This window comes from Cytobacillus sp. SAFR-174 (genome assembly GCF_051964675.1).
Taxonomy (GTDB): domain Bacteria; phylum Bacillota; class Bacilli; order Bacillales; family Cytobacillaceae; genus Cytobacillus.
Genome location: NZ_JBQCMZ010000038.1, coordinates 1 through 23,803 on the forward strand (window position 1 = coordinate 1; position 23,803 = coordinate 23,803).

A 23,803-nucleotide genomic window follows, 5' to 3' on the forward strand; every position below is an offset into this window, starting at 1 on the left:
TTCGAACCGCCGTATACCGAACGGTACGTACGGTGGTGTGAGAGGTCGGGGGTTAATCACCCCCTCCTACTCGATTGGAATTTTTGGCTGAGACTGTGCGGCATGGAGGTGAAATATGGACTATGCAAATAGAATTGGGGAACTTGCAAATAGGCTGGGGGATTCTGCAAATAGGCATGGAGAACTTGCAAATAGAAGGGGGATTCTGCAAATAGGCCGATGGAACTTGCAAATAGAAGCGGTTCCCGCAAAAAGGCCGATGAAACTTGCAAATAGAACCGGGATCCTGCAAATAGGCTGGGAGAACTTGCAAATAGAACCGGATCCCGCAAATAGGCCGGAGGAACTTGCAAATAGAAAGGTGAAACTTGCAAATAGAACCGGGATCCTGCAAATAGGCTGGGAGAACTTGCAAATAGAACCAGATCCCGCAAATAAGCCGGAGGAACTTGCAAATAGAACCGAAATCCTGCAAATAGACAAGTAAAACTTGCAAATAGAACCGAAATCCCGCAAATAGACAAGTAAAACTTGCAAATAGAACCGGATCCCGCAAATAGTTAGGGGAACTTGCAAATAGTTAGGGGATTCTGCAAATAGGAAGAGGAAACTTGCAAATAGAGTGGGGATTCTGCAAATAGGAAGAGGGAACTTGCAAATAGAAAGGTGAAACTTGCAAATAGAACCGGATCCCGCAAATAGGCTGGGAGAACTTGCAAATAGAACCGGATTCCCTTCAAATAGAAACAAACTCCTGCACCCGGCAAGCACATTTCTGCAAAAAGAAACCCGAATAACAAGTTCCAAGCACAAAAAAAGGGCCGCCCGGTCAGTCCGGGCGGCAATAAATTGGAGAATTGGATGATGTTCGTAAAGTGACGAACTTCCGAAAGTATTAAATACTTATGAACTAATTAAAACATATTACCTAAAAGTCTGGATTCCTGCTGAATGCCGGTTATTTTAATAGAATATAGCTTTTACTAGGTTATAGAAGCATTTATAATAATAATATAATAATTGGAATAATTTTTGGAGAGTGGAAACTTTGGATTTTTCTGTTATAGGAGACAAGATAAAAGAACTGCGCAGAATACAAAGAATTACTCAAAAGGAACTGGCAGAGGACATTTGCACGCAGGCGCAAATCAGTAAGCTGGAGAATGGGGAAGTAATTCCGTGTGCATCAACCCTTTTTTTAATATCTCAAAAACTGGGCATTGATGTGAATTATTTCTTCAATATTGGTTTAACGCCAAGGCTGGACTATGTCGAAGAAGTGGCCAGACAGCTTAAAATTGCACGTCGCAATTTTAAATATCGGGAGATGGAAGAGATCGTGGAGATGGAGGAAAGGAACCCGCTTTTTTATCAAAACCAGAAATATCTGCAGCTTTTGATTTGGCATAAAGGCATATGCCTCTATCACGTCCATTCGGACTTTGAACGGTCTCTGCAAACTCTTGATGAAGCTTTGGAATTGACTAATGAAAAATTCCGGACGGAACAGGAGCTGGAAATTCTCTTAAGCAAAGGCATCGTTTTCTTTGAAAATAATCTGCTGGATGAAGCTATTCAGGTTTATGAAAGTGTATATACAGAGATGAAAAATCTTCCCCAATTGCGGGATTATATATTAAAAACTAAACTGCTCTATAATATGGCCAGAGCTTTTACCCGGAAAGGATTATATGAAAAATCAACTGAAACGTGCATAGAAGGAATCGACTGGGGGATTGAAAAAGATAACCTCTTTTTATTGGGAGAACTTCACTATCACATTGGCTACAATTTCGAACTGGCGGAAGATTATCGTTCTGCTCAAGATTATATGAAAAAGGCATTGCTGATTTTTGACCTGCAGAAGGATCATAAATATTCGGATTATATTAATGGCAAGTTAATGAAGTGGCAGGAAGATGAATTAATGAAAAATACCTGATGCTCATCCATAAACATCAGGTATCCTGTGACATCAATGCTGGTATACGCATGTGTTGATGCCGATGATTTTTAGAAACTCTTTTATTTTAGTGAATGACTGGTTTTTAAATCCTTCTGGTATAGTCAGCTCCGTTACATAAGCCATTTTTCTTTTTGAGTTCTCGTTTAGTTCCGTTAATTCTTCATGGATACTGTAAACCTTTCTTGCCAATTCTTCATTTTGTTCTTCTTCACAAGTATAGATAACCGCTTCTCCAACTTTCATTGATGCGTTTCTAAAGTAGAATGAAAAAATGATCGCGCTTTCGTTCTCGATAAACTTCGGCTGAATTTTCATATCAAGATTCATACCCTTTCACCCTCCCTGCATCTTTATGCCCTTATCATAACAAAAATAGTTCCTTTTGCTGATTGAAATCAGAAGGTGATTTAGATATTGGAATGTATATTTAATATGAAAAAGTGAGGTTTTCATATAAAATTATAACTATAGGAATATTCCTGAAAGAATATAATCAGCATCACTGCTCTGCAAAAGAAGGGAATTTATCATGGCGTGTTGAATTTGAGCAGTAATTAAGTTTTAATTGCAAAAAAAATAGGCACTTCAGATGAAGTGCCTCAATTGGAGATTAATAAGACAAGGGTCAACCCCTTTGAAATCCTAACAGATATACAGTCAAAATTAGAATATAGTCGGAAGCTCTTGAGTTGTAACACCGCCGCCGCCGTTATTTCCAGCAGCAAAAGTAATGCCTGCAGCTCCAAATACAAAAGTGAATACGGCCATCATAACTAATAAACGTTTTTTCATGAAAATTCCTCCTTGCTTTTTAAAATTAAGGAACTATCTATATTAAACCATAAATAATTCAGAAGCGTTTTTTGTATATTTATTTAATTTTACCAGTATACTTTGTCTTATATCCTTTTTCCTGTTTATCAACAATAAAAATATAACTCTAGGCATATTTACATGAAAGGGGTGAAAAGGGTGAATTTCTCCGCGATTGGCCAAAGAATCAGGGAACTAAGAAAACTGATGAACTTATCACAGGGAGAGCTTGCCAAAGGGATTTGTACGCAGGCGCAGATCAGCAAAATTGAAAAGGGGGATGTATATCCCTATGCATCTACTTTATATTTAATATCCGAACGCCTTGGTGTGGATGTGAACTATTTCTTCGACATTGGCACAACGCCCCGGCTGGATTATGTACAGGAAGTCTTAAGGCAATTAACCTTGGCCAGAAGAAACTCGGATTACAGAGAGATGGAACAAATTGTAAAAACGGAAGAGAAGAATCCATTATTCCAGCAAAACAATAAAAATTTTCAGGTTCTATTATGGCATAAGGGAATTTGCCAGTATATGCTTCATAAGGATTCTAAAGCAGCGATTGACATCCTTTCTAAAGCCATAGCTTTAACTCATTATACCGACAAGGTCTGGTCTGAACGTGAAATAGAAGTTTTGCTGAGTATCGGTTCTGTCTATTTTGAAGAAATGGATTATAAAAAATCGCTGAAAGTCTATTTTGAAGCAAAAGAATATCTCCATCAGCTGCCATTCATTAATGACCATACTTTATTGTGCAGACTTTATTATAATATTGCGAGATCACTGACTCGTCTTGAGAAGTATAGTGATTCAATTAAATACTGCAGGGAAGCCGTCAGGTGGTGCATTGAAAAAGATAATCTTTATCTTCTTGGGGAGCTTCATTATCATATTGGCTACAACTATGAAATTCAAGGCAAGTTCCAGAAAGCAAGAGAATGCATGCAAAAATCTCTGATTATTTTTGAACTTCAGGAAGATGAGAAGTACGTAAACTTTATTAATAGCAAAATTCAAAAATGGCATACCTTTGCATAAGCCTGTCCTGATTAGACAGGCTTTTTTTGATGGGCGATTTTGAAAAAATTGCTGAATTTTCCCCAAATTTGTCCTTCTGCATAGTATATTAATAGATGTACAAAATTTTAGGAGGAAAAGATGAAAATTTTAATGAGATTCATATTTACAATATTGTTAGTTCTTGCCGGCTTCGTCCATTTGGAACATCGTGCCGAAGCTGCAGCGGTGAATCCAGCCGAAGTTTATACTTATGAAAAAATGCAGGCTGACATTGTGGAGCTTGCCAAGCAATACCCAGATCTTATTACATATAAAGTTATTGGAAAAAGTGAATATGGAAGAAATATTTATGCCGTATCACTTGGAAAAGGCGGAACAAACATATTTATCAATGGATCCCACCATGCCAGGGAATGGATGTCGACTACGCTGAACATGTATATGCTTGAACAGTACGCTTCAGCCTATAAGAGCGGACGGACAATAGCGGGTGCGGATGTGCGGACTCATCTGAACAGAACCACCATGTGGTTTGTGCCGATGGTTAATCCGGATGGTGTGACACTGCAGCAATTTGGATTAAAAGCATTTCCTTCGAGCGCGCATGCGGGATTAATTAAAATGAATGCAGGCAGCAAGGATTTTAAACGCTGGAAAGCAAATGGAAAGGGAGTCGATTTGAACCGCCAGTATCCTGCTGATTGGGCCAATATTAAAAGCAATCCGGGAAAGCCCTATTACAAGAATTATAAAGGATCCCAGCCGCAATCGGCTTCTGAAGTGAAGGCGATTATAAACTTTGTGAATGAGATTAAGCCTGCATCTGCTCTTGCTTACCATTCAAGCGGACAGATTCTTTACTGGAAATTCCATCAGACAGGTGCTTTATACGACCGGGATCATCAATATGCCAAAACCATAGGGAAAATGACAGGATATAGTCTGGTGTACCCGGGTGCAAGACCATCGGGAGGCGGCTTTACGGATTGGTTTACTTCAACCCATAAGCTTCCAGGGTTTACTCCGGAAATCGGCAGATATGCAGGTGAAACCAGCTTGCCGCTTTCAGAGTTTCAAAGCATATGGAAGCAAAATCAGGGTGTAGGACTTTATGTAGCAGGCATCGGCTATAGCTTAAGCGGGGCAAAAACAAGTTCAAAGGTAACCCAGGCAACAAACCAGACAAATGATGCTGTTGCAAAATCAAGAAAGCTCCGATCCTATTATTCTGGAAACATAAAAAGTACAAGTGATTTCAAAGTAAGTGCAGACTTTGCAAAAGCCTACCAGAATGCAAGTAAAAGTATTGCTTCAGCTGAAACATTGCTGAAAGGCCTGCCTCAAAACGATCAAAACCGGTTAATGGCAGTGCTGAAGGAGGCTTATGATCATAAAGCCCGGGCAGCAGTCTTTATCGATACAGAAAAAACCGGAGCGCAGCTGACAGCAATGAATGCAGAGTTAATTACATTGATAGATGCTGGTACTCTGGATGAACAAACAGTGGAAGCTTACCATAAGTTTTCATACCAGATTAAGAAAACGGAGCTGTTTATTAATAAGCTTTATGGTCCTCATGTTCGTGACATTGCAGCTGAAAAGTATGTATTGCCTGCAAAGATTACGAAAGAAACAGTTATTTATGAGATTTCCAGATACATGCTAATGAAAGAAATTCAGGTTAACCTTAGTGCCGATAAACTCGATGCAGTTGAGAGCCAATTGGCGGAGTTAAACAGACTTGAAAGACGTTCTGCGGAAATCAAAGAGGCAGGCAACAAGCTTTATCCTGGCAGATACCGTGAATTGCCTGGCTTTGAAGCAGTGCTTGCAAAAATGAAGCAGGAAATTGTGAAAGAGTATGAAGCCTTAAAGCCTTCAGAAGAACAGCCGGAAGCAGAGCCGGTTCAGGAGCAGGAAGACAGCTCACAAGAATTGGACCCGGCTGTTAATACTGAAAGTGAAGTGCCATCAGAACAGGGTTCAGAGGCAAACGCTAACGTAACAGAAGATCCCGAAGCTGATGCCTCTCAAACAGATGCAGAAGCTGTTTCAGAAGAGCAGCCATAAGTTTACTATTAGAGTTGGGTTTATAAAAACCCGGCTCTTTTTTTGTCGAATAATTTAATATGGTAAAACTTTCTATTAATTGAAAATGATAGTAATATGATGGTAGCAACTATCATTTTACAGTTATGAGGAGGAAGGGAATGGAACGCTGGCTGAAAAAATCTATTAATCTTGCAGCAGGAATTGGCATTGCTGCCGGGTCTCTGCTTGGAGCATCTGGTGTATCTGCAGAAAGCGGAAAAGAGGTGCCGGGCATTTCGGCGGTGCAAATTGACCAGCCGTCATTGCAAAAGAAACTGGAGCAGTCAAAAGAATCTGCGTTAAGCGGAGATACTCTGGTGGTTAAATTTAAAAAGCCGCTCACCCAATCGCAGCACAAAATGGCAGGGGGAACATTGATTAAGCAGTTCTCCAATTTAAATTATGCTGTTGTTAAAGTGAGGAATAAAAATCAGTTCAGCAAAGTATTAACCAATTACAAAAAGCTGAACGGAGTTATATCCGCCTATCCAAGCGTCAATTACAAACCGCTTTCGCTGCCGGATCCTAAAGCAAAAGAACAATATCAGAACGAACTTCTTCAGCTGGAAAAGGCTCAAAAACTGGCTGGAAAAAACCCTGTAACGGTTGCAGTAATCGACCAGGGTGTGGACATGAACCATCCTGATTTAAAGGGAAAGCTGCTCCCGAGCTATAATGCAGTCAATCCAATGAGCCCCGGCACACCTGATTATCATGGCACCCATGTGGCTGGAATTGTTGCAGCCAATAAGAATAACGGCATTGGCGGCTATGGTGTTAATCCAAATGCTAAAATTCTTCCGATTGATGTTTTTGACAGAGGATGGGGCGCTTCAGATTATGTGATTGCCCAGGGGATTCTCTATGCAGTAGAAAAAGGTGCAAAAGTAATCAATATGAGTCTTGGCGGTCCTATGAAATCTCCTCTGATTGAAGAAGCGCTCAAAAAGGCTGCTGAAAAGAATGTTGTAGTGGTGGCCGCGGCAGGAAATACAGGGGATGATTCACTTAGCTATCCTGCTGCCTATGAAGGTGTCATCAGTGTTGGGAATATAAACAGCAGCAAAAAGCTGGGGATTTTATCTACATATGGCACGTCCGTTGATATTGTAGCTCCTGGTGAAGATGTATACAGCACTATGTATGACTACGAAAAAAAATCGAGCTTCCTTAAAATGAGCGGAACGTCCATGGCCTCGCCTATGGCAGCTGGAGCAGCATCCTTGCTTCTGTCCAAGCACCCTGGCCTGACTCCGATTCAGATCGAATATATATTGGAGCATACAGCGGAGGATCTGGGTGATAAGGGATTTGATGTAGTATATGGAAATGGCCTGCTTAATCCGGCTGCAGCTATGCAATATGATATTAAGAAGCTGCCTGCGCTGACAAAACACCAATTGTCTGAAAAAGAAATTCTGGAAAAGGCAGAAGCGGTAAGTCTTGAGAAGAAGCAGACAGTTAAAGGAGCGATTACAGCCCCGTTCCAGGAGAAATGGTATAAAACAGATGTCGAGAAAGGCGATTTAGTTCAATTTGTTCTTAACGGAGCCAAGCAATTTGATTACAAGCTCAAATTATTTTTGGTTTCCGATGAAGGGAAAGTAGAGCTGGATGTAAACAAAGTCAGAGAAGGCTATGAGGAAGGAAAGCTGTTTGAAGTTCCATTTTCAGGAACGCTTGCATTCGGCGTTAAGGATGTCAATGGCAGCTTTGATGATTCGGGCAGAGGGCAATCAAAATTCAGCCTTTCCGCTGAAAAGGCATCTGGCATCGAAGAAGATGGCAATTCTATTCACAATATGAGTTCTATTGAATTGCCATACTCATATGGCAAGGAGCTTTTAACCGGGAAAGATGGCGATGATGATTTCTATCAATTCACTGTTAAAGAGGAACAGGCAGTGAAAATTGATTTAGCTAAACTGCCGGGTGTTGATACAAGCATCAGTGTTTATATGGGGGATCAGATTTTCCCTCCTGATATGGAAGAGATTACGGAAGAAGAGAAAGAGGCGCTTCTTGAAGAAATGTTTTACGGCAAATACCCGATTGAGCCGGCATTCTATGCAAACAGGGGCGGCAAAAGTGAAGGGGAAACTCTCTCTTTTACAGCTATGCCGGAAATGCCGTATATCATAAAAATATCTAATAAAATCGATCAATATTTCTTTGGCATGTATGATTTCATGTTAAACTTCGACTTGCTTGAAGAAGAGCAGACTCCTGAACCTTCTCTGATTCCATACAAACTGCAGGTTAATGGAAAAACATTGCCGGCAGATGAAGATATATTCCCTTATATGATGGATGAGGAAGCCGCTGAGAAAGAAATGGCCGGCAATGGCCTTGAAAAACAGCGCAGTGCATTTGAGGATTTGGAAGAAGAAACAGAAGAAGCATCTGAAGAAGAAGCTGAAACTGAGCCTGATTTCACTGAAATCCTTAAAGAGGGTGCCCAGCCTTTTAAAATGGATGAAAAAGGTGAAGGCTATATCCAGACATTAGAAGATGAAGACTGGTTTAGTGTTGTGCCGGATGAAACGGGAATCTATGAATTTAAGTTTGACGATAAAAAAGGCCAGGTTCCTTTAATGGAGATTTACCGCATTAAGGAAGAGACAGACGTGGAAGGAAACACGTATGCCTTTTTGGAGCAGATTGGAACCAATATGCAATTTGACTGGGTAAGCATGAAGCTGGATGCCTCCATGCTAACGGGTCTGAAAGCTGGAGAGAGCTACTATATTAAGGCTGGTGCAGATTACTATACTGGTTCAACATCTTTTGATCCATACATCTTTAGTGCCAAAATGGTGATTAAAGATCCTCAGGATCCTTATGAAGATAACGATAGCCTGGAGAAAATAAAGAATCTTCCTTCAGCAAAAATCGAAGGGAACCTCGCGATGCCTTTCGATCAGGATGTTTTCTATCTTGAAAGCAAAACAGCAAACATTTATGGGGTATCCATGAAGAGGAAAAATGCTGATGCCAAATGGAAAGCGAAATATCCTAAGGAATTGCTGAGCCCGTTCTATGGAATTGTGGTCATCGCAGAAGATGTAAACAAGAACCGCAAGCTGGATCCGGAGGAATTCGATCGAATTCAGTATATTGAAAAGGGAATTGACAGCGGAGCAACCTATGGATCATTTAAAGCTGAGAAAAATAAAAACTATATTATTATTGCCTCCGGTTATTTTGATGGCAATACTCCATTGTCCCTGCTTCCTTATGAATTGGCTGTGGCGCCGGTTAACCAAAATGACGAAGATAAGGGTTCTGTAGTGAAGAATAACAAACCTTCTAAGCCGCTGATGATGAAGAAGTCAGGCAGCAAGCTCTTGACTGCCTCCGGACATCTTAATGCCGGTGTACCGAACGGTGACGAAGATTGGTATGAATTGAAAATAGATAAACAAACGAAAGGCTATATCGAATTTAATGCCGGAACTGAAATTGATGGTGTTGTGACTCTTTATAAAGATGGCAAACTACTGGCTAAAGCAGACTACTACTCTGAAGGAGATGGGGAAGTGCTGTACTTTAACCTGAAAAAAGGAGTCTACCATATCAAAGTCCGTGATACATTCGGCGGTTCTACATTGGATTCTTATAGTTTGAAAGTTAACTTGCAATAGAAATAAAAATTCCCTGTCTAATTGAGGCAGGGAATTTTTATTTCTATTTAGGTTCGTATTTCCACATGTCTGCTTCGTTTCTGAAATATATATGGCCATTCTGATCGATGGCTAAGTCATGGGCACCTTCTTTTTTGATCAGTGTGACTTCCATTGTTTTCGGATTTGCTTTAAATAATACGCCTTCTACTGTTCCATATAGGTAATGGTCCTTTCCGAATTGCAGATTCGCATTTTTAAAGCGGCCGGAAATGGCTGGTACAATCATTACCTGCTTGGTTTGACCGGATTCGATATCGTATTTAAACAGTTTTCCGTCTGCCATACCGAAGATATAGTTTTCTTCGTAAGGAGTTAACGCATTAATCATGGCAGCTTTTATTGGGAAGTTTAGCTCCTCTTTATCTGAAGGTGAATCAGATGGAAAGCGGAATAACACTGCATCACTCTTTGCACGCTCATGGTTGGCATACACCGATGTTCCCCCATAAATATGATCCCCGGCTTTTACAAGTGAAATGATGCTTTGGTTTTCTATATAGTTTTCATAATTAATGGTTTCTTTTGTTTCAGGATTATAAACAGACAGCAGTCCGCCGCCCGTGCTTGTTTCAGGATAAGTGCCTATGAACAGCTGGTTGGTCTCATTAATCCCAAGCATGGCAGTTGGCCTTTCTTGGCCCACGTCTTTATAACGGGCAATTTCATTTATATTTTGGCCTTCAAACGGTTTTGTCAGATCGTATTCCAGGATTCTCGCTTTTGGATAGGCTCCAAAATATAGCTTGTCATTTAAGTATGCCATAGATTCAACCTGGCTGATGCCCTTCACTTCTTCTGTTTCACCGCTTGCAATGTTAAAGAGGCCGAGTCCGCCTGACATATAGCCATTAATAATGATCTTATCTCTATCAGGTGTCACTCCCATTGTATATAAAGTGACTGGAAGTGGAGCAAGTTTTGCCTGATGAATCTTAAATTCCCGGGTCTCTAAATTATAGGTAAAATAATCCCCGTTATTGCTTAACAATCCCGTCAGTGTGTACCCGGGGTAATCCTCTGTTCCCATTTCCACAAAATCTATATTTATTACGTTCATTCCTTCAAGGGGAACATTCATTTTTACCGTTTCCTGAGTTTTAAAATAATAAGCGTACAGCTCTTCATTGTTTGTATAATACACAGCTTCTTCTAATGGTGACTTCACAGACACGGTTTTAGACGTTGAATCAAACTCATCAAGCCATTCTAATGTGTTCTTGTTAAAAACCAGCACTTTGGGGCTTGGATCCAATTTGGCAAATAAATACTCGCCTGCCACTTGAATATCTGATACGTATTTCTCCATCCGGTATTCCCAAGGCAGGAAACGATCCCTGATTTTTGTGCGGATATTATAGCGGATAAGCTCAGCCTTCGATCCGATTCCCATGAAAATGCTCTCTTGTTCTTCATCAAAGTAAACACTTTTTGCAAATTCTTTGCCTCTTATAATTTGACCATAGTCTTTTCTTTCACCTGTTTCAGGTATATAGGAAAATACCGTTCCATTATAAGCTGTGGATCCGTATATTCTTCCTCCGGCGGCGTGCAGGTCCTGGATAGAGGTATCCCGGCTATGCTTAAGTTTATTTCCATAATCAGTCAGCTTTTTAGAGGCAGGATCGTACTTGTAAATATGCCCGCCTGATGTTCCTCCGATCCAGACATTTTGATCTGCATCCACATCAATTCCCCAAGCACTTGTGGAATTTTCAAGTGTGTAAGTCTTTTCTGTTTTTCCTGTGGTCAGGTTGACGATAGATAAAGCGGATGGAGTCCCGTGCTGAATGATGTACATATAGGGCTTGTTTTCAGGTGATTCCCCGTAGGCTGCTGCAAGGGCAGTTCCGTGGAATACCTGGGGCCCAATCTTTTCGATTGCCGGGTCTATTTCTTCTTTTAGCAATTGTGATGGATCTGCTTCTTCTTGAGAAGGTGTCTGGCTGTCATCCAATTCAATACTCTCCTCCTGATCTGTTAAATCTTCTGCGTATGCTGCACTGGAAAAGAAAACGGGTGCAGCAATGAGAGATGCGGCTAGAATGTAATTGACTTTTAACTTGGATAGATTCATATTTTCCCCCAAAGACTTTATAGTAATCAGTTCCTACATTACTATAATTATCCAATAATGAAAAGAGCCATCTCCTTTGTTGGAGCATGGCTCTTCTCACTAGTAAATATCAGCGGTATCTATCTGTATCCATTGATCCTCTGAATCTGCATTCTTCCAATGGATTCCAACCATAACATTTTCGGCGCCTTTTCTGATTTTTTTCGATACTTTAAAGGAGCGGGAAACATCTTCAGCAGGAATGGTATTATATGCTTTTCTTTCCCATTGGCCGTTCACCTGATCCTGGATAAATAATTGCACGTCACCTGGATTGGCTGTTTTTCCTTTCAGAGAAACGATAAAAGTAAGCTCTTCAGAAGCAGAGATGTTCATGTCCGTCAGGCTGAAGCCTGCTTGAATTGCATTCTGGCTTTCACTCATGGGTTTTAATACCATGCCGCCGGTGTTTCCTTCCGTTACCTGAAAATCACCATCCATTCCGAGCAATTTCATCGGCATCAGCTGGCTAAGCCAGTCTTCAGCTGAAAATGCTTCGAAATTTGGCGGGACAAAAGAATAAGACGGACTCTTCGAACCGATGGGTATGAGGTAGTCATAAGCTTCTGTTTCTGATTTTTTGATTTCCTTCTTAATCTTTGCAATTTCGGCTTCTGCATTATCTTTATTCAGGGTAACGCCGAAATCGTTTCTGTCATTCCAAATAGCCTGAACTATTTTTGTCCCTGCATCAGGAGTGAAGTGATGGGAGTCTATAAAGTTTGGCAAGTGCCTTGTCATTTCGTTTATATCCATAAAGTGATGCACGGTGCCAAAGGTTTCCGTCAGGTCCATAAGCCAGCGCTCATAACCTTTCAGGTATTCCTCATTCTGCATTTCAATGACAAAACGCGGAAGGGTAACTGGTGTTGTATAGACAATAAATTTAGTTTTCGGGTTTTCAGCCTTAAGCTGTTTCAGCATCTCCATTACTTTAGGGTCATACTCATAGGGTTCATTATTTTGGAAAAATTGATAGATATTCGTTTCAATTCTGGCTTGTCTTAATTGATCATCCACAGGGAAAGGCATAGCCACATTATTACGATTATAATACCTATGATCTATGAATACAGGTTGATTCTTTTTCGATGATTGATAAACAGATATAGATTTTTTCAAAGTATCAAAGGACGCAGTCGACTTGATTCTGTATAGATAGCTGTCAGCCTGTCCTGTATAGAATTCCGGTTTTTCTTCGGCAAGCTCGCGGTATTTATTTGTAGCGAAAAAGTCCAGACCCAGGAAAATATATTCAAACGGTTTTCCGTTGAGTTCCCTGGCGTAGTCAATATATCCTTTATACTCCTCTGCGTACATAGAGCTTACAGCAAAATTGAACACCTTCAAATCTTTAAAATCATGCTGGTTTATATAAGTAGAGCGGCTGCTTCCCAATAAAAGGGCATCATACTGTTCTTTCCCATATTTAAATTTGTTTACTTTCTGCTGTCTTTCATTAAAACCCTGCTGCACATCATTCCATTCATTTTTATGCGGGAAAATCCATAATGGATCTGTCGTATAGTTAAATACAGCAATCGGCATGGCGAAGAGACAGCCTAAAATCATAAAAGCAGCCAGGACTTTTAACAGCCATTTTTTATAAACATTCATGATTAACCACCTAAAAATTAAAATATAAGAACTCGCTGACTCTTGTCATGCTAAAGAAAGAAATCAGAAGCAAGGCACAGATGAAGAACGCAGAAAACCAGGAAGGCTTAAGCTGATCCATCAATCTTACTGAGTTCTTAGCCCATAAAGTGACCGCGAAGGCACCTGCCAGGATGAAAAGCATGTATAAAAGGGATGTATCAGTTGCGGCGTTAATAGAGAGTATTTCCACCGCCTGAACGGCTGAAGGCGCAAAAAGGGATGTGAGCTGTTCGGGCCAAGTGAACCCGCTCATTCCAGCCATGCCTTTTAACACTTTTTCTGCATCTTCCCATGTTTGAGCTCTGAAAAATACCCAGGCAAAATTGACAAACTGAAAGGTGATAAACCAGCCAAGAAACTTGTTCATTTTAAAGCCGAGCTGATGCCACAAACGGTTCAGAAGTGAAGCAGCTCCATGCAGTGTTCCCCATAGTACGAATGTCCAGCCGGCACCATGCCATAAACCGCTGACGAAAAAAACAAGAAAAACATTCACGTAGGTTCTGGGGATTCCCTTGCGATTTCCGCCAAGGGGAATGTATAAGTATTGGGTTAAAAAACGCGTCAGCGTCATATGCCATCTCTTCCAGAAGTCCTGAATATTAACTGCCTTATACGGTGAGTTAAAGTTAACCGGAAGCCGGATATTAAATAGAAGCGCTGCCCCCATGGCCATATCAGTATAGCCGCTGAAATCAAAATAGAGCTGGAAGGTGTAGGATAAAGATACGATCCAGGCTTCGATAAAAGTCAGCACCTCTGCCTGGTCAAAACCAGCTGTAGCCCAGACAGCAAAAGTATCTGCAATAACAGCCTTCTTAAACAGCCCAATTGAAAAAATGAAAATTCCTTTTGCGAAATTCTCGTAATGAAATCTTCTATGTGCTTTTTCCCTGGAGAACTGGGGCATCATTTCGTTATGGTGCACAATTGGCCCTGCAATCAATTGCGGAAAAAAGCTGACAAACAATGCATATTTCCAAAAATCATACTCTTTCGTTTCTTTCCGGTAAGCATCAACAAGATAGGCAATCTGCTGGAAAGTAAAAAAGCTGATGGCAAGCGGCAAAGCAAGGTGTAATAAATCAAAATTTGTGCTAAATAAAGCATTAAGGTTGTCTATGAAAAAGTCATAATATTTATAATAACCTAAAGCTGCAAGATTGGCAGTTACGCCGGCAGTCAAAAGCAGTTTGGCTCCCCGCCGGCTCCCGGCCTTTCCAAGCAATGTGCCAATATAGTAGTTCAGCAGCATGGAAATAAAAATTAATGGGAGATAGACAGGATTCCACCAGCTGTAAAAAAATAAAGAGCTGATCACAAGCCAGATATTTCTTATAAAGAAAAGCTGCCATCTATTCAGTAAAAAATAGACAATCCAAACAGCAGGCAAAAAAGCAAAAATAAATTCATAGGAATTAAAAATCAACGTATTCTCCACCTGTTCCAAAATGTTCGTGCAGTCCCCATTATATCATGGAAAGAAGCTGGTGGAAGGACCCCAACTTTTACTATACTGTTTACCTTAAATCTACTAGAATAGGAATAAGAATATTTCGAATTGGAGGGTGTATCTTGGGTAAAAAAAAGGTTTTGGCAGCCCTGTTTTTTATGATTGCCATATTCATCAGTATTCCTCCATTTTCTTCCGCAGATGCAGCGGAAAGGTGTGAAGGTTCAAGAGGGACCCAGCCGGTCTGGTGGGATGGGGCTGAACTGAAAGTTGGACAAATTGGCAGATTAACAGTATTGAAGGATACACCTCTTTATAAATTATCAGGCAGCACAAAGGTTCAGCAGAAGACTTTGAAAGCAGGGGGAACTTACCGAATATATGCTTTTAAGCCTGACATGCTCAGTGTTGGAGGCGGCATGTACTTGAATCGGGATTCCAAAATAAAATACGAAACCCCTTCTGCAGCAAAAAAGAAAGCTCTTGCCTGTAAGAAGGAATCCTTGGAAATCATCGGTGCTTCCATTAAACTAGGCGACAGCAAATCATCTATTGAAGCAAAATTGGGAAAGGAAAAGCGGATATCTCTCGGTGAGTATGGCGTTTCCTGGCACACTTATCATAATCAATACCGGAATTTTTATATGATAGGGTATGTGGATAATAAAGCAGAATTCATTTATTCAAATAGCCAAAGACTATACAGTTTTGGCATTTTTAAGGGCTCGTCCAGATCAGGGGTAACTTCAGCATTGGGCACGCCAATAAATTACATCAATAAAAATAATGTAAATTATGTAATGGTCAATAATGATAAGCAGCAGACATATTATAAGAGAGATTCATACATTACTGTGTTCTATGATATTCATAAGAAAGGCAATGTTACTGGCATTCAGCTCATTTCAAGGAAGCTGGAAAACCGGAAGGCAAGCCATTATGGCGCGCCTGGCTCCAGCCTTCAGAAGAGCCTGGAAATGCAAATGTTTGATTTGGTTAATGCTGCAAGGGCGGATAATGGACTGGCAGCTGTCACCTGGAATTCAGCTGCCCAAAATTCGGCGCGGAAACATAGTTTGGATATGGCCGAAAATGATTTCTTTGATCACATGAATCTTAGAAACGAAAGCCCTTTTCAAAGGATGGAAAAGGAAGGGATTCATTATTTATATGCCGGTGAAAATATTGCAATGGGCTATTCAAGCAGCATTTTTGCTCATGAAGCTCTCATGAACTCGGCCGGTCACCGTAAAAACATCCTGAATGCTCAATACACTCATTTAGGTGCAGGGGTACAGTTCCAAAAGGAAACAGCGATTCCTTACTATACACAAAATTTCTTTACACCTTATTAAAATAAAGGATGTGCCAGCACATGCGAAATAGAAGATTTATAGTGTTCCTTCTATTTTCTGCTTTGTTTATGTTTGCATTCCCGAAAGACAGTTTTGCTAAGGTCTATTGGGATGGAGCAGAGTTGGTTAAGGGGCAAATAGGCCGGGTAACTGTCACAAAGCCTATCAACTTATGGCGTCTGGAAGGCAGCAGTCTTAAGTTTGTGCGCATCTTATATCCCAAAGACCAATACAGGGTATATGGCTATGTTCCGGAACGTCAGCAATTCAGGGTTGGCGGATCCTATTATATTACCAATATGAAAGACAGAGTTATATATGAGACCCCTTCAAAGTCTAAGCTGGCAGACTTGCATAAGTCCTATTCTGAACAGGAGGGACTTGTGAATCAGCTTATTATTGCTGATAAAGGCTATGAGCAGTCCCCGGAGGTTTCAAATATAAAAAACAGAATCAGCAAAATACCTATTTCTCTATTAGGAAAATTAAAGGAAAAAGGGGTTAAGATTAAACTGACTGCTGCCCCAATCACCAATCTTCCTGAATACGCTTATCTGAAAGGGCAAGTGCCAAGAGGATGGGAAGGAACAAATAGAACCTGGGATGATGTTCCCGGCATTGGCGGATCTTCTGTAGTGGCAATACGGATTGGTTACAGCGAGCCAGGCAACGGCCATAGCTCCAGCAACCTTGAACTGCATGAGATCGCACATACGATTGACAGCCTGGTATATAATAATCTATCGTCTGCGCAAGGTTTTAATGAAATCTGGGGGAAAGAGAGAGTCCTTCTCTTTGGAGATAATTCCTACTATAAAAATTATCCCGAAGAATATTTTGCAGAAACCTTTGCTATGTACTATCTAAATGAAGAAACGAGAAAATTACTTAAAAAGAAAGCACCATTAACGGCGGTGTTTTTTGAAAACCTGCATTAATGTAGTCTTGTCCTGACGGGCAAGGCTTTTTATGTGGACTATTTTTATTAAGGTAATATATACCATTCTATCTTTTTTGTAGAATCATAGGAAAATAATTGGTATTTTGTCGTATAATAGACTTATTGTGAAAATAGTACATCAGAGGGAGAGAGTAATGAAGAAGAAAATTTTATTGTGTTGTCTTTTGTTTTTGTCCGGGATCATGTCCCCTTTTTCGTATGTTGCAAAGAAGGCTTCAGCCTCAGCGCCTGCCGTATATTGGGAAGGAATGCAGCTGGTTAAAGGCCAAATAGGCAAGGTGGATATCCTTAAGCCTATTAACCTATGGAAAAGGGAAAATAATAAATTGAAGTTTGTCAGGGTTCTAAATCCTGGTGAAGCATATAGGGTTTACCGATATGATTCAGCTTTTGGCGGTCAATATGGTGTTGGGGGCCAGTACTTTGTGACCAACATGAAAGGCTATGTTCAATACAAAACGCCATCAAAGCTAAAGCTTAAGCTTGTGAATCCTGAATTATATGGAACCAAACTAACTTTAGGAACAGTTACCCAGGAGCAGACAGCTGTGCTTGCACCTGGTGTCACACAGTCCAAGCTTTCTGTAGAAGGTTCTAAAGGGAATCAGGAAATCTACAAGCTGGATGTTGACCAGAAAACGAGCCAGATTTCTTTTGAGACTTCCCTGGCTAAAGACCAAATGATCGGATTCGAAACGGTTAACAGTATGGCACACCGTGAAGAAGAAGAAGGAAAGTATGTAATTGCCGGGGTAAATGGGGACTATTTCGATTCAAATGGTGCTCCAACTGATTTAACTGTACATAATGGTGAATTGGTTACCACGAATACAACTCCAGTCAATGAAAGAACGATTTTCGGTGTCAGCTTCAGCGGAAAAGCGATGATCGGCAACCCGGAAGTTTTGCTTAGTGTGTCTGCAAATGGCCAGAAGCCGTACTTGATTAATTCTGTTAATAAACGGAGATTTGCGGGCCACTTGGTTCTTTATACACCTTATTTCGCAAGCAATACAATGACGAATGAATTAGGTACTGAAGTGGTGCTTTCGAATCTGACAGGGCAGCTGAATGGAAATGGCCAGGTCACTGCTACCGTAAAAGAAGTGATAATCGGAAAAGGAAGTGCAGCGCTTAATCCTGGTGAGTTCATCCTGTCAGGCCATGCTGCCGGCAGTGATTATTTAAAATCACTCAAAGCCGGTGACTCCATTACGATTAACGCAAGCTATGATAATCCTGAATGGGACCGGGTACAGCAGGCAATAGGCGGGCGCTACCACCTGGTTAAAGGCGGAGAGGCAAAAGTCTTTAATATTGCAGGCGCCCACCCAAGAACAGCGATCGGAATTAAGGAAGATGGATCTGTATTTGCAGTTGTAATTGACGGAAGAAGAACTCAAAGCAAAGGAGTCACTCTTACAGATCTGGCTAAGGTTATGAAAGACTTTGGAGCTGTTGAGGCCATTACCTTTGATGGCGGCGGATCATCGACAATGGTGACAAGAAAGCAGGGGGAAACAACAACAAGTGTGGTTAATAACCCTTCCGACGGCAGAGAGAGGAATGTCTCGAACTCCCTGCTGATCATTGCACGCAAGCAAGCTGGTGAGCTTTATAGACTGCTGCTTAACCCTGAGGAAATCACATTATTTGCTGGTGCATCTTATAAAGACTTGAAGATTGCTGCTAAAGGTGTCGACAAGAATAATAATCCTGTCAGCTTAAAAGATCCTATTATTTGGACATCGAATAGTGGCCAATTTAATTCTGATGGATCCTTTACAGCTTCAGAAATGCCTGGAAAAGGTACGATTACGGCGGCCTCTGGTAAAGTCTCAGGCAATGTTTCTGTCAGCATTACGAACGAATTGGATTCAATCAAAGTGACAAAGGATACAATCATCGTGGATAAAAACGGAACAGCAGCAGTTCCCGCTGCCGGCTACCATGCAGGCATGGAAGTCGTAACAGATCCATCAGCCTTTACTTACACGGTATCAGATGATTTAGGAACAGTTGAAAACGGAATCTTTAAAGCTTCCGGCAAGGACGGAATAGGCACAATTACTGTTTCACATGGCAAAGTATCTGCTGAAATTAAAGTGATCGCCGGAAATCCGGGTCCTGTTATCATTGAGGATTTTGAAGGCGATACAAGCGGATGGCAGGCATCCGGAGCAAGATATGAGTCAGTTATGGCTGCCCCTGAATCGGTATATGTTAAAGAAGGAAAGAAATCACTGAAATTGGCGTATAACTTTATTGGAACAACAGGAACTTCCGGTGTTTATGCCTTAAAGAAAGAACCTATCCCAATCATGGGATCACCTAAAAAAATTGGCATGTGGGTTTATGGCGATAATAAAGGACATTGGCTTCGCAGTCAGTTAAAGGATGCGGCAGGCAAAGAGGTTCAGCTTGATTACACAAAGAACCTTGATTGGACTGGCTGGAAATATGTTGAAGCAGACATTCCGGCAGGGCTGACAGCTCCTTATTCCTTGGAAATCCCTGTAAGATATATGCAGGTTAGTGATGAACTTAAAAATAGAGGTCAAATTTTTATCGATCAAATTCAGGCAGTGTATGAATGATTTTAGAAGGCTGAGTGCATAAACTCAGTCTTTTCTCTGTTTTTACAAGCGGGTTACCATAAATTTAATATTGTTTATACGTTTAATATATTATAGGCTTGTTATGGAAATATAGGGTGTAAATTGCAGAAAATTAGTAATTATGCTACTCTAATTACTGAAATTGTCCATAATTATATAATTGGGGTATAATGAAACACTAGTTTCATATATACAAATGCAGCTGTATAATAACATCGTAACATTGGAGGGAGTATTGTTAACCAATGGAACAGTCAAAAGAAATGCAGGATTTAGTAAATCAATTAAAGGAGAATCCTCCTAAAATTATCGGCGGTTATAAGAAGCAGGGGTGGGCATCGAAGGTTCTGGAGAAGATCAGCAATGATCCAATCGAAAAAGAAGAAGATGGCACTATAACGGCTAAGGCTATTCTGGAAGCAAATAATAATACCTATTATCCATCTTTCCTGAACATAGATTTGTCACAAAAAGGCAAGGTGGCTGGAATCTACTTTATTGCTGAGAACGAAGATCAGTTTGATCTCATTCCATTCGAAATCGGGAAAAGTTTTTTGAAAATATCAGAAGATGCACTTTTGCCTCTGAAATATAGAACGTTAGAAAAAATAGAGGGCGACGAATACCAGAGACAATGGCCGCTATTTAGCTAAAAGTCTGCAGACTATCTTAAAGATGGTCTGTTTTTTTTTGCGTATTAAGTGAAATTCTACATCTTTCGGTATAATTCACTGTTTATTGTAATAACTTTGTAATATTATCGCGATATTGTTATGAAAATGAAATAGAATCTTGTCTAATAATAGGATAAAATCTAATTATCAGTACTAATTACATAATTTTTTGATAATTAATATATACCAAAAGTTTCACAGGGGGATACATACTATGAAAAAAGTCTTACTTAAGGCGCTGGTGTTATTGCTGGCATTGCCATTGGTTTTTACTCATCAGTCTGCAAGTGCTGCAGAAGCAACTCCGGACAGTATTGTTAAACTGGCAAAACAGATGCAGGGCGTTCCTTATAAATGGGGAGGAACAACACCGAAAGGGTTTGACTGCTCAGGATTTTTAACCTATGTATACAGTGAGCATGGTGTAAAGCTTCCAAGAACAACGGCTGATCAATATAAAACAGGAGAATCTGTCAGCAAAGGCGAACTTCTTCCTGGAGATATTGTCTTTTTCACTACTTATAAGCCTGGTGCATCACATGCAGGCATCTACACGGGAGACAACAAATTTATACATGCAGATAGTGATGACGGAATCATGATCAACAGCATGGATATGAGCTACTATAAGAGCAGATACATAGGTGCTAAGAGAGTTGTCCCACAGGAAAGTGTAAAGGGAATGGCTGCTGCCGTTCCAGTTAAACAAGGTCAAATCGGCATGGTTTATGTTAAAAAGAAAATCAATCTCTGGCAGCGCACGGAAAATAATAAGCTAAAGATGGTTCGAATTTTAAATCCAGGCGAAAAGTACCGTGTTTACAATTATGATACCCTGTTTGGAGGGCAATATAACCTCGGATCTCAACTTTATATAACAAATATGGAATCGTATATTGAATATGTTCCTGTTGGACAATAAATTTCCAAAATACGGTTAATAATCTATTAAACTCTTGTTATAATTAAAATAGCAAGAGTTTTTATTTTGTAGGAGGATATAATTTTGTCTAATAGAAAAGGTTTGAAAGTATTATTATCTGCATCTCTTATTTTTCCGGCTGCCGCTGTTGTAAATGTCAGCAATACAGAAGCAGCTTCTATCACTCAAATTGAAAATGCTGTTCAAAAGTCTGTGTCAGCTTCTCAAATATTAAGAAGGGCATGTTCCATTGAATGGTCAGGCGATGGTGTAACCAGACCGTATGCAGAGTATAACGCCGCAAAAAAAGCTTATAGTGAAGCTATCAAGCTGGTAAATACTTTGAGTTCCAGCAAAAAGCAGACATACTTGGCGAAACTGGATGAAAGCCAGCTTCAGATCAAGCGGGCCGTTTATTATATTGATGCAATTTCCGCTGGGAAGAAAATAGAAGAAAAGAAGCACTTTTTGCAAAGTCAGCTGGAACAGGGTATCCTCTCAAGTGAAACAGTAAAGGCCTACCATGAGCTTTCATATGAAATTAAGAAACAAGCCGCTCTGCTGGATCCTGTCTATGGCAAAACCACAAGGGAAGCCATTCGTGCTAATTTTAAAGAATCTGCAGAAGCATTAAGGGATGAACTAAGTTATCCTGTCACCGTTAAAATGGCTCTTGATCAGGTATCATCTTCACTGGCAAAAGGGCAGAATGACACCGTTCTAAAAGAAGCCAAGAAAATCTTAATGTTCTTAGAGGTAACTCCGCAGGAAACATATAAAAAGCAGCTGCGCACCGAATGGGAAACTCTTAAAGGGAAGATTCCCGAGAGCATTAAAGATGCGGAATATAAGGATCTATCCCTTCTTAACGACCAGGTCCTTGAGCTCCGTGAACTAGTAAAGCCTGGTATTTCCGATGCAAAGGTTCCAGCCTTATACGATTCAGCTGTGAAACTGAGCCAGGAAATTAAAAACCCTGCATCTAAGCAGATGTTTACAGACGCCATTAAAAGTGAAATGAAACAGGTGCAAATGCCAATCGAAGATCTAAAACATCTGCTGACAACAAAAGCAGCTGCAGCCGGCATTCCTCCAGAATTAGTGAAAGCAATCGCTTTAACCGAAAATGGCGCATTTCAGCAATTCACTGAGCGTGGAGAAGTATTTAAAAGCCCGGATAACGGTTATGGAATCATGCAGGTAACTCCGCTGGATGAGCATGATGACCGCTATAATTGGGAAAAAGCCAAATATGATATTGGCATAAACATTGAAACCGGAATTCAAATCCTATTAGAAAAATGGAAGTATTCAGGTTCCAGAATTCCTGTTGTAAATGACGGGGATAAAGAGGTATTGGAAAATTGGTATTTTGCCATAATGGCATACAATGGACTTTCTAAGTTCAATGATCCTAATTTCTCGGAAGAGCCTTATCAGCTGAAAGTATACAGCAATATCAGCAAGTGGGCACAAGTAGATGCTGAGGCAATTAATAAGGATGACTTGGAAATCTCTTATAATCCTTCAACTGGACAGGCTATCTTCAGCAGCAAAATGAAATATACAACTGGCAAACAAACCCCATCCACTCAGCTGTTTAAAAAAGGGGACAGCATCGTTATTTCTGGAGCTGCAACATTCCGGGATAAACCTTCAACTGCAGGATCTGGAACGTCGCTTGCAAAGGGCACGCGCATCACAATTCTGGATGGCCCTATTGAAGATAACAATAAATACAACCTATTCAGCTGGTACAAAGTCTCAGTTAATGGAAAAGAAGGCTATGCAGCATCTGTTGGGCTGAAATAATTATTTAATTAGAGGTTCCCTTTGGGGAGCCTCTTTTTGATGGGGTGAGTGAAGTATGTATGTGGAGTGTGCAAATTGGAGGAGTGCGGGCGGTTGCAAATAGAATGTTGTATTGTGCAAATAGAATGGGTAAGTTTGCAAATAGAGCGGGAGGACCTGCAAATAGAATCCTGAGTTCTGCAAATAGGAAGGCAATCTGCAAATAGAATCGAAAACCTGCAAATAGACTGTGCCGTTCTGCAAATAGAATGGTAAATTTGCAAATAGAGCGGGGGATCTGCAAATAGAATCCTCTGTTCTGCAAATAGAAAGGCAATCTGCAAATAGAATCCCGAGTTCTGCATATAAAGAGGCAATCTGCAAATAGACGGTGCGATTCTGCAAATAGAATCGAAAACCTGCAAATAGACGGTGCCATTCTGCAAATAGAATGGTAAATTTGCAAATAGAGCGGGGGGATCTGCAAATAGAATCCTCTGTTCTCCAAATAGAAAGGCAATCTGTAAATAGAATCCCGAGTTCTGCATATAAAGAGGCAATCTGCAAATAGAATGTGTGCTTCTGCAAATAGAATTGAAAACCTGCAAATAGACGGTGCCATTCTGCAAATAGAATGGTAAATTTGCAAATAGAGCGGGGGGATCTGCAAATAGA

The 23,803-nt window shown here is 40.4% G+C and carries 16 protein-coding genes; 11 read left to right on the forward strand and 5 right to left on the reverse strand.

What is annotated here, in order from left to right:
* The first annotated feature begins 115 nt into the window (after positions 1–115).
* Positions 116–487 (forward strand): hypothetical protein, encoded by a 372-nt coding sequence (locus ACTHRG_RS23115; RefSeq protein WP_440232148.1) that lies wholly within the window; start codon positions 116–118, stop codon positions 485–487.
* 552 nt (positions 488–1,039) lie between these two features.
* The gene (locus ACTHRG_RS23120) at positions 1,040–1,942 is read left to right on the forward strand and encodes a helix-turn-helix domain-containing protein (RefSeq protein ID WP_440232149.1); all 903 of its coding nucleotides are present in this window, start codon (positions 1,040–1,042) and stop codon (positions 1,940–1,942) included.
* A 33-nt stretch (positions 1,943–1,975) separates the two neighbouring features.
* Here ACTHRG_RS23120 and ACTHRG_RS23125 read toward each other — a convergent pair whose 3' ends face one another.
* Positions 1,976–2,293, reverse strand: coding sequence for a hypothetical protein (locus ACTHRG_RS23125; protein ID WP_076257578.1), 318 nt, complete (start codon positions 2,291–2,293; stop codon positions 1,976–1,978).
* Between the two features lie 336 nt (positions 2,294–2,629).
* Positions 2,630–2,758, reverse strand: a complete 129-nt coding sequence (locus tag ACTHRG_RS23130; RefSeq protein ID WP_256815608.1) for a hypothetical protein — start codon at positions 2,756–2,758, stop codon at positions 2,630–2,632.
* A 180-nt stretch (positions 2,759–2,938) separates the two neighbouring features.
* Here ACTHRG_RS23130 and ACTHRG_RS23135 point away from each other — a divergent pair, with 180 nt between their 5' ends.
* The 3 genes from ACTHRG_RS23135 to ACTHRG_RS23145 all read left to right on the forward strand — a co-directional run bounded on the left by ACTHRG_RS23135 (position 2,939) and on the right by ACTHRG_RS23145 (position 9,540).
* Complete coding sequence (locus ACTHRG_RS23135) at positions 2,939–3,823, forward strand: helix-turn-helix domain-containing protein (RefSeq protein WP_083675305.1); 885 nt, start codon at positions 2,939–2,941, stop codon at positions 3,821–3,823.
* A gap of 120 nt (positions 3,824–3,943) precedes the next feature.
* Positions 3,944–5,875: a M14 family zinc carboxypeptidase gene (locus ACTHRG_RS23140; protein ID WP_440232150.1), complete on the forward strand. Its 1,932-nt coding sequence runs from the start codon at positions 3,944–3,946 to the stop codon at positions 5,873–5,875.
* Between the two features lie 140 nt (positions 5,876–6,015).
* A complete protein-coding gene (locus tag ACTHRG_RS23145; protein ID WP_440232152.1) occupies positions 6,016–9,540 on the forward strand; it encodes a S8 family peptidase in 3,525 nt (1,174 codons plus the stop codon).
* 43 nt (positions 9,541–9,583) lie between these two features.
* Here the strand turns inward: ACTHRG_RS23145 and ACTHRG_RS23150 are convergent, their stop codons facing one another.
* From ACTHRG_RS23150 to ACTHRG_RS23160, 3 genes are all read right to left on the reverse strand, one after another.
* Positions 9,584–11,656, reverse strand: a complete 2,073-nt coding sequence (locus tag ACTHRG_RS23150; RefSeq protein ID WP_076257574.1) for a hypothetical protein — start codon at positions 11,654–11,656, stop codon at positions 9,584–9,586.
* A 99-nt stretch (positions 11,657–11,755) separates the two neighbouring features.
* Entirely contained in the window at positions 11,756–13,312 is a 1,557-nt protein-coding gene (locus tag ACTHRG_RS23155) for a hypothetical protein (protein WP_076257573.1), read from the reverse strand.
* Positions 13,313–13,322: 10 nt separating this feature from the next.
* Positions 13,323–14,783, reverse strand: a complete 1,461-nt coding sequence (locus tag ACTHRG_RS23160; protein WP_076257572.1) for an MBOAT family O-acyltransferase — start codon at positions 14,781–14,783, stop codon at positions 13,323–13,325.
* 146 nt (positions 14,784–14,929) lie between these two features.
* Between ACTHRG_RS23160 and ACTHRG_RS23165 the strand changes: the two genes are divergently transcribed.
* The 6 genes from ACTHRG_RS23165 (at position 14,930) to ACTHRG_RS23190 (ending at position 23,149) form a co-directional block, all read left to right on the forward strand.
* Positions 14,930–16,162 carry a CAP-associated domain-containing protein gene (locus tag ACTHRG_RS23165; RefSeq protein ID WP_274574798.1) on the forward strand — a complete coding sequence of 411 codons (1,233 nt, stop codon included), beginning with the start codon at positions 14,930–14,932 and terminating at the stop codon, positions 16,160–16,162.
* A 20-nt stretch (positions 16,163–16,182) separates the two neighbouring features.
* On the forward strand, positions 16,183–17,100 hold the full coding sequence (locus tag ACTHRG_RS23170) for an anthrax toxin lethal factor-related metalloendopeptidase (RefSeq protein ID WP_076257571.1): 918 nt from the start codon (positions 16,183–16,185) through the stop codon (positions 17,098–17,100).
* A 157-nt stretch (positions 17,101–17,257) separates the two neighbouring features.
* Complete coding sequence (locus tag ACTHRG_RS23175) at positions 17,258–19,720, forward strand: phosphodiester glycosidase family protein (protein WP_076257570.1); 2,463 nt, start codon at positions 17,258–17,260, stop codon at positions 19,718–19,720.
* Positions 19,721–19,986: 266 nt separating this feature from the next.
* Positions 19,987–20,394 (forward strand): hypothetical protein, encoded by a 408-nt coding sequence (locus ACTHRG_RS23180; protein ID WP_076257569.1) that lies wholly within the window; start codon positions 19,987–19,989, stop codon positions 20,392–20,394.
* Between the two features lie 235 nt (positions 20,395–20,629).
* Positions 20,630–21,337, forward strand: a complete 708-nt coding sequence (locus ACTHRG_RS23185) for a C40 family peptidase (RefSeq protein ID WP_076257568.1) — start codon at positions 20,630–20,632, stop codon at positions 21,335–21,337.
* Between the two features lie 84 nt (positions 21,338–21,421).
* Complete coding sequence (locus ACTHRG_RS23190) at positions 21,422–23,149, forward strand: transglycosylase SLT domain-containing protein (protein WP_076257567.1); 1,728 nt, start codon at positions 21,422–21,424, stop codon at positions 23,147–23,149.
* The last annotated feature ends 654 nt before the right edge of the window (positions 23,150–23,803 follow it).

Coding starts and splice junctions, on each gene's coding strand:
- ACTHRG_RS23140 (WP_440232150.1), top strand. CDS start 3,944: ATGAAAATTTTAATGAGATTCATATTTACAATATTGTTAGTTCTTGCC.
- ACTHRG_RS23115 (WP_440232148.1), top strand. CDS start 116: ATGGACTATGCAAATAGAATTGGGGAACTTGCAAATAGGCTGGGGGAT.
- ACTHRG_RS23175 (WP_076257570.1), top strand. CDS start 17,258: ATGAAGAAGAAAATTTTATTGTGTTGTCTTTTGTTTTTGTCCGGGATC.
- ACTHRG_RS23130 (WP_256815608.1), bottom strand. CDS start 2,758: ATGAAAAAACGTTTATTAGTTATGATGGCCGTATTCACTTTTGTATTT.
- ACTHRG_RS23155 (WP_076257573.1), bottom strand. CDS start 13,312: ATGAATGTTTATAAAAAATGGCTGTTAAAAGTCCTGGCTGCTTTTATG.
- ACTHRG_RS23185 (WP_076257568.1), top strand. CDS start 20,630: ATGAAAAAAGTCTTACTTAAGGCGCTGGTGTTATTGCTGGCATTGCCA.
- ACTHRG_RS23150 (WP_076257574.1), bottom strand. CDS start 11,656: ATGAATCTATCCAAGTTAAAAGTCAATTACATTCTAGCCGCATCTCTC.
- ACTHRG_RS23170 (WP_076257571.1), top strand. CDS start 16,183: ATGCGAAATAGAAGATTTATAGTGTTCCTTCTATTTTCTGCTTTGTTT.
- ACTHRG_RS23125 (WP_076257578.1), bottom strand. CDS start 2,293: ATGAATCTTGATATGAAAATTCAGCCGAAGTTTATCGAGAACGAAAGC.
- ACTHRG_RS23180 (WP_076257569.1), top strand. CDS start 19,987: ATGGAACAGTCAAAAGAAATGCAGGATTTAGTAAATCAATTAAAGGAG.
- ACTHRG_RS23145 (WP_440232152.1), top strand. CDS start 6,016: ATGGAACGCTGGCTGAAAAAATCTATTAATCTTGCAGCAGGAATTGGC.